Here is a 12,152-nt window from a genome sequence, read left to right as displayed (position 1 = left end):
CCCCCTCGCCCCCCTCGCGAAACCTCGCAAATGTCTGGCGACACGCCGTGGGAGCGCTGCCAAACCGAACATTTGTGAGGTTTCGCGACACGCGGCGGGGCTAGAACCAGGGCGACTCGCGGACCTCGCGCATCGCGATCTTGCGCTGCGCGGGGGGCAGGCGCGAGAGGTACAGCATGCCGTCGAGGTGGTCGGTCTCGTGCTGCAGCGCCTGCGCGAGCAGCCCCTCGCCCTGAAGCACGACCTCGTTGCCGTCGAGGTCGGTGCCCACGACCTTCGCCCACGGGTGGCGCAGCGCGTCGTGCCAGATCTCGGGCACCGAGAGGCAGCCCTCCCCCACGGGCGACGGCTCGCCGCGCACCTCGACGAGCACCGGGTTGAGGACGTACCCGATGTCGCCGTCGATGTTGTAGCTGAACGCGCGGAGGGCGACGCCGATCTGGTTGGCGGCGACGCCGGCACGCCCGGGCAGGGCGACCGTGTCGAGCAGATCCTGCACGAGGGCACGGATGCCGTCGTCCACGACCTCGATCGGCGCGCACGCGGCGCGCAGCACCGGGTCGCCGAAGAGCCGGATGGGGCGGACCGCCATCAGGCGGCCGCCTGCGCGCGCAGGCCCTCGACGACGACGGCGGCAAGCTCCCGCGCGGCCTCGCGCGTCTCGGGCTGCAGGTCGCGGAACGAGATGACGCTGCCCGACGCGATGTGCGGGTCGTACGGCACCCGCACGACGGCGCGCACCCGGCTGCGGAAATGCGCGTCGAGCTCGTCGGCGCGCACGAGCGCGGCCCCCGGGCGCGCCGTGTTGAGCACGACGATCGCGCGGCGCACGAGGTCGGCGAAGCCGTTGGTCTCCAGCCACGTGAGGGTCTCCGAGGCCAGGCGCGCCTCGTCGATGCTCAGGCCCGCGACGACCACGAGCGCGTCGGCGCGGTCGAGCGTCGCCGACATGACCGAGTGCACGATGCCGGTGCCGGTGTCGGTGAGCACGAGCGAGTAGAAGTGCGCCGCGACCTCGGCGACCTCCTGGTAGTCGACGTCGCTGAAGGCCTCGGACACGTGCGGGTCGGCGTCGCTCGCGATGACGTCGAGGCGCGTGTGGTCGCGCGCGACGATCTGCGAGATGTCGTTGAAGCCGTGCACCTGGGTGTGGCTGCGCGCGAGGTCGCGCACGGTCTTGCCGCTCGTCCGTCCGATGCGCTCGGCCAGCGTGCCGCGGTCGGGGTTGGCGTCGATGGCGATGACGCGGTCTTCGCGGGCATCGGCGAGCGCCATGCCGAGCAGCGTCGTGACGGTCGTCTTGCCGACGCCGCCCTTGCGCGAGAGCACCGGGACAAACCTCGCCCCGCCCGACAACGGCGCGCTGATGCGGCGGTCGAGCTCCTTGCGGGCGCGCGCCCGCTTGCTGTCGCCGAGGTTCAGCCGGCGCCCCGACAGCGTGTAGACGAGGTGGCGCCACGCACCCTCGGGCTCGGGCCGGACGACGTGCGTGGGATCGAGCAGGCGATCGGCGGTGAGGAGATCGGCGCTCTCGCGGCTGACTTCGAAGTCGCCCAGGCGCCGCGACTGCAGCGTGATCTCCGACGTGCGCGGGCGCACCCGCTCGTGCGCGTCGTCGGCGGGGACGGCGACCGATGCGCGCGTCGCGACCGGCGCAGCGACCCCGACGGCGGTCTCGCGCGTGCCCGCAGCGGAGCGCCCGGCATCCTCCGTGACGAGCTCAGCGGCGGGGCCGGAGGCTTCGACGATGTCGGCGGTCACGATCGCGTCGTCGTCCAGCGGAGCCCGGTCGTCCAGCGGCGCCCGGTCGCCCAGCGAAGCCCAGTCGCCCCGCGGTGCCGGGTCGTCCAGCGGAGCCCGGTCGTCCAGCACGACGTCGTCGTCGGCCAGGTCGTCGTCGTCATAGGACGGCGGCAGCGCGACCTCGACGCGGGCCGTGGCCCCTCCGACGATGTCGATGCCCGTCGTGTCGACGGCACCCGTATCGTCCAGCACTCCGTTGCCGAACTCGTCCGGCGTCGGGTCATTGCGGTCAGGCGTCACTTCTTGCACTCCAGATCGCCCGGGTCGCCCCGGGATTGCTCGCGGGCGGCGCGCGCCCGTCGTCCCACGTTAGTCGGCGGGGTGGATGACGAGCAAAAGATCGCCCGCTTCGACCGACGCCGTCCCAGTGATCGCGAGGCGTTCCACGACGCCGTCGACGGGGGCGGTGATGGCCGCTTCCATCTTCATCGCCTCGATGGATGCCACGGGCTGCCCCGCCGTGACGCTGTCGCCGACGGCGGCCTTGAGCGTCACGACGCCCGAGAAGGGGGCTGCGACCTGGCCGGGCCTGCTCGTGTCGGCCTTCTCGACCTGACGGGCCTCGACGGCGACGCTCCGGTCGCGCACGAACACCGGCCGCAACTGCCCGTTGAGGGTCGTCATGACGGTGCGCATGCCCTTCGCGTCGACCGCACCGATCGCCTCCAGCCCGACGTACAGCTGCACGCCCGGGTCGATCTCGGCGACGTGCTCCTCGCCGGGGACGAGCCCGTAGAGGTAGTCGGGGGTGCCGAGGGCGGACAGGTCGCCGTACGTCTCGCGGGTCTGCTCGAAGGCCGCCGTAGGGCCTGCGAACAGCAGACGGTTGAGCGTGCGGCGGCGGGTCGCGGAGTCCGCGCTCAGCCCTTCCTGCTGCTCGTCGGTCAACGGGGTGACGCCGACGACCACCTCGCGGCCCTCCAGCACCTTGGAGCGGAACGGCTCCGGCCAGCCGCCGGGCAGATCCCCCAGCTCCCCCGCCATGAACCCCACGACCGAATCGGGGATGTCGTAGGCGCGCGGGTTCTGCTCGAAATCGGCCGGGTCGGCGTCGGCGGCCACGAGGGCCAGGGCGAGGTCGCCGACGACCTTCGACGACGGGGTCACCTTCGGCAGGCGCCCGAGGATGCGGTCGGCGGCGGCGTACATGTCCTCGATGCGCTCGAACTGGTCGGCCATGCCGAGGGCGATCGCCTGCTGACGCAGGTTCGACAGCTGCCCGCCGGGGATCTCGTGGTGGTACACGCGCCCGGTGGGGCTCGGCAGCCCCGACTCGAACGGCCGGTACAGCTGCCGCACGCTCTCCCAGTACGGCTCCAGCGCGCCGACCGCCGCCAGCGACAGCCCGGTGTCGCGCTCGGTGTGGGCGAGGGCCGCGACGAGGGCCGACAGCGACGGCTGGCTCGTCGTGCCCGACATGGGCGCCGCGGCGGCGTCCACGGCATCCGCCCCCGCGGCACTCGCCGCGAGCAGCGTCGCCAGCTGTCCGCCGGCCGTGTCGTGCGTGTGCACGTGCACCGGCAGGGCGAACCGTTCGCGAAGGGCCGAGACCAGGCGCGCCGCGGCGGCGGGCCGCAGCAGGCCCGCCATGTCCTTGATCGCGAGGATGTGCGCGCCGGTGCCGGCGATCTGCTCGGCCAGGCGCAGGTAGTAGTCCAGCGTGTAGAGATCTTCGGCGGGGTCGAGCAGGTCGCCGGTGTAGCAGACCGCGACCTCGGCGAGCGCCGTACCGGTCTCGAGCACCGCCGCGATCGCCGGGCGCATCTGCTCGACGTCGTTGAGGGCGTCGAAGATGCGGAAGATGTCGATGCCGGTCGCCGCCGCCTCGCGCACGAACGCGTCGGTGACCTCCGTCGGGTACGGCGTGTAGCCGACGGTGTTGCGGCCGCGCAGCAGCATCTGGAGGGGGATGTTCGGCATGACGTCGCGGAGGGCCTCCAGGCGCTCCCAGGGGTCTTCCGCGAGGAAGCGCAGCGCGACGTCGTAGGTGGCCCCGCCCCACGCCTCGACCGACAGCAGCTGCGGCGTCATGCGGGCCACGTGCGGGCCGACGCGCACGAGGTCGCGCGTGCGCACGCGGGTGGCCAGCAGCGACTGGTGCGCGTCGCGGAAGGTCGTCTCGGTGACGGCGAGCGCGGTCTGGTCGCGGAGGGCCTGCGCGAAGCCGGCGGGACCGAGCTCGAGCAGCCTCTGCCGGTTGCCGCCGGGGACGGGGGCCAGCAGGTCGATGGCGGGCAGCTTGCTCCCGGGCGACACCATGAGCGGCTTGTCGCCGTACGGCCGATTGACGGTGACGTCGGCGAGCCAGTTCAGCAGCTTCGTCGCGCGGTCGCGCGAAGGGTTCGACCGCAGCAGCCCGGGCCGCTCGTCGATGAACGACGTGCTCACGTCGCCCGCGATGAAGTGCGGGTCGTCGAGCACGCCGCGCAGGAACGGGATGTTGGTCGCGACGCCGCGGATGCGGAACTCGGCCAGCGCCCGCCGCGCTCGCGCGACGGCCGCCGGGAAATCGCGCCCGCGGCAGGTGAGCTTGGCGAGCATCGAGTCGAAGTGCGGGCTGATCTGCGAGCCCGCGGCGGTCGTGCCGCCGTCGAGCCGGATGCCGGCGCCGCCGGGCGACCGGTACGTCGTGATCTTGCCGGTGTCGGGACGGAACCCCTGCGCGGGATCCTCCGTCGTGATGCGGCACTGCAGCGCGGCCCCGCGCAGGTGGATGTTCTCCTGCGCGAGTCCCAGGTCGTCGAGGGTCTCCCCCGCCGCGATCCGCATCTGCGACTGCACGAGGTCGACGTCGGTGACCTCTTCGGTCACGGTGTGCTCGACCTGGATGCGCGGGTTCATCTCGATGAAGACGACCTCGCCGGTGCGCGGACCGTCGGTCTCCAGCAGGAACTCGACCGTCCCGGCGTTCTGGTAGCCGATCGACTCGGCGAAGGCGACGGCGTAGCGGTGCAGGTCGCTGCGGATGCCGTCGTCGAGGTTCGGCGCGGGAGCGATCTCGATGACCTTCTGATGGCGACGCTGCACCGAGCAGTCGCGCTCGAACAGATGCACCGTGTGGCCCGTGCCGTCGGCGAGGATCTGCACCTCGACGTGCCGCGGGCGGCGCACCGCCTGCTCGAGGAACACGCGCGCGTCGCCGAAGGCGCTGTCGGCCTCGCGCATGGCCTCAGCGAGCGCCGGGGCGAGCTGGCCGGGCTCCTCGACGCGCCGCATGCCGCGTCCGCCGCCGCCGGCGACCGCCTTGACGAAGATGGGGAAGCCGATGTCGGAGGCCTGTGCGACGAGCGCGTCGACGTCGTCGGAGGCCTCGGTCGAGCGCAGCACCGGCACGCCGGCGGCGATCGCGTGCTTCTTCGCCGTGACCTTGTCGCCGGCCATCGCGAGCACCCGGGCGGGCGGGCCGATGAAGGCGATGCCCTCCTGCGCCGCGCGGGCGGCGAGCGTCGGATTCTCCGACAGGAAGCCGTAACCGGGGTAGATGGCGTCGGCGCCGCTGGCCTGGGCGACGCGGATGATCTCCTCGACGTCGAGGTAGGCGCGCACGGGGTGCCCCTGCTCGCCGATCTCGTACGATTCGTCGGCCTTCTGGCGGTGCAGCGAACCGCGATCTTCGAACGGGTAGACCGCGACGGTGCGGGCGCCGAGCTCGAACGCGGCGCGGAATGCGCGGATGGCGATCTCGCCTCTGTTCGCGACCAGGATCTTGCGGAACATGCGCACCTCTTTTACCTGAGATGGCCCGCCGTGCGGAGGTGCGGACCGTGGCTGAGTGTGCTCACAGCCTAGAGGACGGTAACGTAGAGCCTCGTGCACGTACTCTCCGTCTCCTCGCTCAAGGGAGGTGTCGGCAAGACGACCGTGACCCTGGGGCTCGCTTCCGCCGCGTTCGCCCGTGGGGTGCGGACTCTCGTCGTCGACCTCGACCCGCAGTCCGACGTCTCGACGGGCATGGACATCCAGGTCGCCGGTCGCCTCAACGTCGCCGATGTGCTGGCCAACCCGAAGGAGAAGGTCGTCCGTCAGGCGATCACCTCCAGCGGCTGGGCGAAGGTGCACCCGGGCACGATCGACGTCATGATCGGCAGCCCATCCGCCATCAACTTCGACGGCCCGCATCCGTCGGTGCGCGACGTGTGGAAGCTCGAAGAGGCGCTCGCGACGATCGAGGCCGACTACGACCTCGTGCTCATCGACTGCGCCCCGTCGCTGAACGCGCTGACGCGCACGGCGTGGGCGGCATCCGACCGGGTCATCGTCATCACCGAGCCGGGCCTGTTCTCGGTCGCCGCGGCCGACCGCGCCCTGCGGGCGATCGAGGAGATCCGCCGCGGCCTGTCGCCGCGCCTGCAGCCGCTCGGCATCGTCGTCAACCGCGTGCGGCCGCAGTCGATCGAGCACCAGTTCCGCATCAAAGAGCTGCGCGACATGTTCGGCCCGCTGGTCCTCTCGCCCCAGCTGCCCGAGCGCACGTCGCTGCAGCAGGCGCAGGGCGCGGCCAAGCCGCTGCACATCTGGCCGGGCGACTCGGCGCAGGAGCTCGCCGCCGACTTCGACTCGCTGCTGGACCGCATCATCCGCACCGGCCGCATCGCCGCCGGGGAACAGCGCGCCTGACCGTCGGCGTTCGCTCGTTACTCGAACGGCGCGTGGTCGCTGCGTTTCGTCTCGGCGCCTCCGGCGCCTCGCTCAACGACCGTGACTGTTCAACGCCCGTGGCTATAAGAAGCGGTCGTTGAAGGAGCCCACCGGTCGTGGAGCGAGCGGCGCAGCCGCGAGACGAAACGCCGCAATCAAGAGTCGGAGCGAGAACGAGCGCTGTCCGAACCCGAAAGCCCCCGGCGCTCCGCTCGCTCCCGCGCGCTCCAGCCCCTGACGGCATCGAGACCGCCCTCGGCGAAAGCGATGCGCTTGCGGTGACTCCATCCTTGAAGTCGTTTCTCCCACGCGAAAGCCTCATCGATGCGCTCGTACTCCGCGAACCAGAAGAGCTCGACAGGCAACCGACGGCGGGTGTATGCGGCACCTTCACCGGCCGCATGCTCGGCAAGACGACGGTCGAGGTCCAGGGTGCTCCCGGCGTACAACGTTCCGTCTGCGCACGTCAGCAGGTAAACATACGGCATGGCAGGAGCGTACGGATGCCGCCGGCGGCGCGCCGAAGTTGTCCACAGGCGGGAGTCGTTGCTGCGTTTCGTCTCGGCGCCTCCGGCGCCTCGCTCAACGACCGTGAGCTCACCACCGGTCGTTGAGCGAGCGGCGCAGCCGCGAGACGAAACGCCGCAAGCACGACCCGGTCGCTGAGCGAGGTCGAGGGGTCAGACGGCCTTCGCGGCGCGGCCCGCGCGGCGAGCGGCGAGCTCGTCGACCGGGTCGGGCACCTGCGGGTCGAACTCCAGCAGCGTCGACTCGACCTCGTGCAGCACCTTGCCCACGGCGATGCCGAACACGCCCTGCCCGCGGCTGACCAGGTCGATGACCTCGTCGTTCGACGTGCACAGGTACACCGAGGCGCCGTCGCTCATGAGCGTCGTGCCGGCGAGGTCGCGGATGCCGGCCGCCCGCAACTGCTCCACCGCGGTGCGGATCTGCTGCAGTGAGATGCCGGTGTCGAGCAGGCGCTTGACGAGCTTGAGCACCAGGATGTCGCGGAAGCCGTACAGCCGCTGCGACCCCGACCCCTTCGCGCCCCGCACGGTGGGCTCGACGAGCTCGGTGCGAGCCCAGTAGTCCAGCTGCCGGTAGGTGATGCCGGCCGCGCGGGCGGCAATGGCCCCCTTGTAGCCGGCCTCGTCGTCCATCTGGGGCAGCCCATCGGTGAAGAGCAGATCGGTCGCGAACTGCGCGCCACCGTGAAGCTCAGGCACATCCCGCACGGTCATCGTCACCTCCAGACGGTGTGGTTCCACGGTAGATGACCACCGCGCCTGCGGCAACGACATCCGCATCCGGCGCGTCGGCGTGTCGCGGCGCGCTCACGACGTGAGGCGATCGATCGTGGCCTGCACGACCACGGCCCGCACGTCGTCGATCCGGTGGATCAGCTCCGGCGCGAGCTCGGCGGCGCGGGCGCGGGCGGCGGCATCCGTGCGGCGCAGCAGCGGCGCGAGGGCGCTCTCCACCAGCGCCGCCTCGCGTTCTGCCGCCACGCGCATGGTCCGCAGGTGCCGCGGCTGGATGCCGTGCGCGTCGAGCGCGACGAGGGCGCGCAGCAGCGTCACCGCGCGCTCGTCGAACGTGTCGGCGGCGACGACGAGACCCGCCGTGACGGCGTCGTTGAGAAGCGCCGCGGGAGCCCCCGCCGTCGACAGCAGTTCGTCGCGGCGGTAGCGGCGCGGCGCGTGCAGGATCGACGGCGGCAACGCGATGTCGGCGTCGTCGCTGTGCGCATCGAGGTATTCGCGGATGCGGGCGAGCTTGAAGTCGTGGTCGCGCTGCAGGGTCAGTGCCGTCCGCAGGCGGGCGACGTCGACGGGCGAGAACTTGCGGTATCCGGCCTCGGTGCGCATCGGGGTGACGAGCCCCTGCACTTCGAGGTAGCGCAGCTTGCTGGCGCTGAGTTCGGGGAACTCCGGGGTCAACCGCGCGAGTACCTGACCGATGCTGAGGTAGCCCGCGGTCGCCGAACGCCCGCGGGGGGATGCCGCCGAACTCACCCGCCGGTCACCGCACCACGGTCGGCGGGCGATACGAAGAAGTTCAGGCGGAACTTGCCGACACGCACCTCGGTGCCGTCCTCGAGCTGCGCGCGGTCGACGCGCTCGCCGTTGACGTAGGTGCCGTTGAGCGAGCGCTGGTCGACCAGTTCGAACATGCCGCCGGTGCGGGTGATCTCGGCGTGGCGGCGCGAGACGGTCACGTCGTCGAAGAAGATGTCGGCCTCGGGATGCCGGCCGACCGTCGTGACGTCGGCGTCGAGCAGGTAGCGGGCACCCGCGGTCGGACCCGACCGCACGAGCAGCAGCGCGGCACGCGACGGCAGCGCGGCGATCGCCTCGCGCTCGACCTCGGTCAGCTCGCTGCCGAACGGAACGAACGACAGATCGGAGTCGTGACCGAACGTCTGCGTCGTGTCGTGCGTCTCGTGCCGTCCGCTGTCGGCGTCGCGGTGGATGCCGCCGTGTGCGGCGTCGCGGCTGTTGTCGGTCACGGTGGCTCCTCCCTCCACTTCACCCTAATGGATCGGCCCGTCTCCGAAACCCCCGATCGGGCCGGGCCGCCCGCGACGGCGAATGTTTCCGTGTGTGTCGGCGCCCCTCGCTCGCCGCCGCGGCGCGTTCTAGCCTGGCCGGGTCAGCACATCCGGCGCATCCCGCGCCTCTACCGAGGAGAAGCCCGTGTCCACGTCGCAGAACCGCCTTACGCCCACCCCGGTGCGTCAGGACGCGATCTGCATGTGCGCGCACGGGCAGGCCTGCTCGTCGTTCGCCCCCGGGCACGCCGTGCACCTCATCCAGGCCCGCCTGGTCTCGGCGACGCCCGGCGAGTGGGTCGACGCGATCGTGACCGCGACGGATGCCGCGGGCACCGCCCTCGTGCACACGTTGGACGGCGCGCCGGTGGAACTGTGGAACGGCGCCTGGGCGGCCGCGCAGCCGACCGCAGAGCTCGCCGCGGGCGCACCCGTGGCATACCACCCGCGCTACCACGTCCTGAGCGTGGGCGGGCGGCTGTTCAACACCCTCGCGCTGTAGCGGCGGATCGGAGCGTTTCGTCTCGCTCGCTGCGCTCGCTCGCTCAACGACCGGGGGCCACGCTCGCTCGACCGGAGCCCGCGCTCGCTCGCTCAACGACCGGGTGCGCTCAACGACCGGACGTTGAGCGAGGCCCGCAGGGCCGAGACGAAACGCGGTTTCCGAGCCGGGCCTCAGGCGGCCGTCATCATCATGTCCTTCATGGCCATGCAGGCATCCATGCAGGCCTGGCACGAGTCGGCGCACATCTTGCACACGGGGCTCATGTCGGCGTGCATCATGCACATGTCCATGCAGGTCTGACACATCGCCATGCAGGCGTCGAGCATCGACATCATCGACGCCGGCGTCATGCCCTGCATGCGCATCATCGCCCGCATCATGGTGTTGCACATGTCGGCGCAGTTCATGCACGACGCCGAACAGTCCATCATCTGCATGCTGCACACGGTGCACGCCTGCTCGCACGCGGCGCACGCGTCCATGCACGCCTGCATCATGGCCATGTCCATCTGCGGCATGCCCTCCATCGACATCATGTCCTGGGACATGGCGCTCATCATCATGGCGTCCATCCGAATACCTTCTCTCTGTCGTCGCGTCGCAAAACGCGTCATGGCGCCATGGTAGGCCTGCGATGCCGGTCGCAACAGACGGATCTAGGCTCGACATCGTGACGTCATCGAGAATTCACAACCGGGTGCTCGCCTTCGCCGCGCTGGTGCTGGCCGGCATCCTGTCGCTGGCGGCGATGCCCGCGTGGGCGCACGACGAACTGCTCGGCGCCGACCCCGCGGACGGTGCCCACCTCGACGCCCTGCCGGCCGAGATCGCGCTGACGTTCAGCGGCGTGCTCCTGGACGAACCCGGCGCGACGGACATCGTCGTGACCGACGCCGCCGGCACCGACCTCACCGACGGTGATCCCGTGCTCGACGGCACGCGCGTGCGCCAGGCGCTGCAGGGGGCGGGCTCTGGCCCCGTCACCGTGCTGTGGCGCGTCGTCTCCAGCGACGGGCATCCCATCTCGGGCCAGTACGCGTTCACGGTCGGCGAGGGCGGGGCGACCTTCACGCCCGCACCCGGCGCGGACATGGCCGGCACCGATGCGACGTGGCTGCTGTGGGTCGGCGGCATCGCCGTGGTGTGCGTCGTCGGCATCGTTCTCGTCGTCGTGCTTTCTCGAAAGCGCGCCCCGCGCGAGGACTAGGCTTGAGGCATGCCTCATTACAACGTCGTCGTCCTCGGTGCCGGTCCCGGTGGGTATGTCGCAGCGGTCCGCGCTTCGCAGCTGGGCCAGTCGGTCGCCATCATCGAAGAGAAGTACTGGGGCGGCGTGTGCCTGAACGTCGGCTGCATCCCCTCCAAGGCGCTGCTGCGCAACGCCGACCTGGCGCACACCTTCCTGCACAAGGCGGAGCTGTTCGGCATCTCGGGCGACGTGCACTTCGACTTCGGGTCGGCGTGGGATCGCAGCCGCAAGGTGGCCGACACGCACGTCAAGGGCATCCACTTCCTGATGAAGAAGAACAAGGTCACCGAGTACGAGGGACGCGGCTCGTTCACCGGACCGACCTCGATCGTCGTGACGAAGGCCGACGGCGCGACCGAGGAGGTCACGTTCGACAACGTGATCATCGCGACCGGATCGACCGTGCGCCTGCTGCCGGGCGTGCAGCTGAGCCAGAACGTCGTGACGTTCGAGGAGCAGATCCTCACCCGCGACCTGCCCGGCTCGATCGTCATCGTCGGCGCCGGCGCCATCGGCATGGAGTTCGCCTTCGTGCTCAGCAACTACGGCGTCAAGGTCACGATCATCGAGTTCCTCGATCGCGCGCTGCCGAACGAGGACGAGGAGGTCTCGAAGGAGATCCAGCGCCAGTACAAGAAGTACGGCGTCGACATCCTGACCTCCACCAAGGTCGAGTCGGTCGTCGACAACGGCTCGTCGGTGACCGTGACCTATGCGGCGAACGCCGACGGCGCGCGCGGCGAGATCACGGCCGACAAGGTGCTCATGTCGATCGGCTTCGCGCCGCGCGTGGCGGGCTTCGGCCTGGAGAATACCGGCGTCGCCCTCACCGACCGCGGCGCCATCGCGATCGACGACGACATGCGCACGAACGTGCCGGGCATCTACGCGATCGGCGACGTCACGGCCAAGCTCCAGCTCGCGCACGTCGCCGAAGCGCAGGCCGTCGTCGCCGCGGAGACCATCGCCGGCGCCGAGACGATGACGCTCGGCGACTACCGCTTCATGCCGCGCGCGACGTTCTGCTCGCCGCAGGTCGCGTCGTTCGGGCTCACCGAGCAGCAGGCGCGGGATGCCGGCTACGACGTCCGCGTCGCCAAGTTCCCGTTCTCGGCCAACGGCAAGGCGAACGGCCTGGGCGAACCGGTCGGTTTCGTCAAGCTCATCGCCGACGGCGAGCACCTGGAGCTGCTCGGCGGCCACCTCATCGGCCCCGACGTGTCGGAGCTGCTGCCCGAGCTCACCCTCGCGCAGAAGTGGGATCTCACGGCGCTGGAGGCGGCGCGCAACGTGCACGCCCACCCGACGCTGTCCGAGGCGCTGCAGGAGGCCTTCCACGGCCTCGCGGGCCACATGATCAACATGTAGTAGCAGGCGGTGGGCCCGGGGCGTTTCGTCTCGGG

The 12,152-nt window shown here is 70.9% G+C and carries 12 protein-coding genes; 4 read left to right on the top strand and 8 right to left on the bottom strand.

Features of this window, described 5'->3' with window-relative positions:
- Positions 1–100: 100 nt before the first annotated feature.
- Genes def through QM720_RS10305 form a run of 3 tightly spaced genes read right to left on the bottom strand, consistent with a single transcriptional unit; the run spans position 101 to position 5,520 of the window.
- The gene (def, locus tag QM720_RS10315) at positions 101–592 is read right to left on the bottom strand and encodes a peptide deformylase (RefSeq protein WP_415126213.1); all 492 of its coding nucleotides are present in this window, start codon (positions 590–592) and stop codon (positions 101–103) included.
- Entirely contained in the window at positions 592–2,052 is a 1,461-nt protein-coding gene (locus QM720_RS10310) for a MinD/ParA family ATP-binding protein (protein WP_415126211.1), read from the bottom strand. The genes def and QM720_RS10310 overlap by 1 nt, the downstream gene beginning before the upstream one ends.
- Before the next feature lie 60 nt (positions 2,053–2,112).
- Positions 2,113–5,520, bottom strand: coding sequence for a pyruvate carboxylase (locus QM720_RS10305; RefSeq protein ID WP_415126209.1), 3,408 nt, complete (start codon positions 5,518–5,520; stop codon positions 2,113–2,115).
- Positions 5,521–5,613: 93 nt separating this feature from the next.
- On the opposite strand from QM720_RS10305, the gene QM720_RS10300 reads away from it, so the two are divergent.
- Positions 5,614–6,420 (top strand): ParA family protein, encoded by an 807-nt coding sequence (locus tag QM720_RS10300; protein ID WP_415126207.1) that lies wholly within the window; start codon positions 5,614–5,616, stop codon positions 6,418–6,420.
- A gap of 176 nt (positions 6,421–6,596) precedes the next feature.
- Here the strand turns inward: QM720_RS10300 and QM720_RS10295 are convergent, their stop codons facing one another.
- The 4 genes from QM720_RS10295 to QM720_RS10280 all read right to left on the bottom strand — a co-directional run bounded on the left by QM720_RS10295 (position 6,597) and on the right by QM720_RS10280 (position 8,953).
- Positions 6,597–6,929: a GIY-YIG nuclease family protein gene (locus tag QM720_RS10295; RefSeq protein WP_415126205.1), complete on the bottom strand. Its 333-nt coding sequence runs from the start codon at positions 6,927–6,929 to the stop codon at positions 6,597–6,599.
- Between the two features lie 192 nt (positions 6,930–7,121).
- Positions 7,122–7,685 carry a MerR family transcriptional regulator gene (locus tag QM720_RS10290; protein ID WP_415126203.1) on the bottom strand — a complete coding sequence of 188 codons (564 nt, stop codon included), beginning with the start codon at positions 7,683–7,685 and terminating at the stop codon, positions 7,122–7,124.
- 93 nt (positions 7,686–7,778) lie between these two features.
- Complete coding sequence (locus tag QM720_RS10285; RefSeq protein WP_415126201.1) at positions 7,779–8,459, bottom strand: MerR family transcriptional regulator; 681 nt, start codon at positions 8,457–8,459, stop codon at positions 7,779–7,781.
- Positions 8,456–8,953, bottom strand: a complete 498-nt coding sequence (locus tag QM720_RS10280; RefSeq protein WP_415126199.1) for an FHA domain-containing protein — start codon at positions 8,951–8,953, stop codon at positions 8,456–8,458. Before QM720_RS10280 ends, QM720_RS10285 begins: the two co-directional genes overlap by 4 nt.
- Before the next feature lie 187 nt (positions 8,954–9,140).
- Here QM720_RS10280 and QM720_RS10275 point away from each other — a divergent pair, with 187 nt between their 5' ends.
- Entirely contained in the window at positions 9,141–9,497 is a 357-nt protein-coding gene (locus QM720_RS10275) for a hypothetical protein (RefSeq protein ID WP_415126197.1), read from the top strand.
- 173 nt (positions 9,498–9,670) lie between these two features.
- On the opposite strand, the gene QM720_RS10270 is transcribed toward QM720_RS10275, so the two are convergent.
- On the bottom strand, positions 9,671–10,114 hold the full coding sequence (locus QM720_RS10270; protein WP_415126195.1) for a hypothetical protein: 444 nt from the start codon (positions 10,112–10,114) through the stop codon (positions 9,671–9,673).
- Between the two features lie 56 nt (positions 10,115–10,170).
- On the opposite strand from QM720_RS10270, the gene QM720_RS10265 reads away from it, so the two are divergent.
- Together QM720_RS10265 and lpdA are read left to right on the top strand one after the other, a co-directional pair.
- Positions 10,171–10,707, top strand: coding sequence for a copper resistance CopC family protein (locus tag QM720_RS10265; RefSeq protein ID WP_415126193.1), 537 nt, complete (start codon positions 10,171–10,173; stop codon positions 10,705–10,707).
- A 9-nt stretch (positions 10,708–10,716) separates the two neighbouring features.
- Positions 10,717–12,117 (top strand): dihydrolipoyl dehydrogenase, encoded by a 1,401-nt coding sequence (lpdA, locus tag QM720_RS10260; RefSeq protein ID WP_415126191.1) that lies wholly within the window; start codon positions 10,717–10,719, stop codon positions 12,115–12,117.
- Positions 12,118–12,152 lie beyond the last annotated feature (35 nt).

The organism is Microbacterium sp., from assembly GCF_047602155.1.
Classification (GTDB): Bacteria; Actinomycetota; Actinomycetes; order Actinomycetales; family Microbacteriaceae; genus Microbacterium.
The sequence above is the reverse complement of the archived record's forward strand: the minus strand, read 5'-3'. Positions and strand labels throughout refer to the sequence as shown.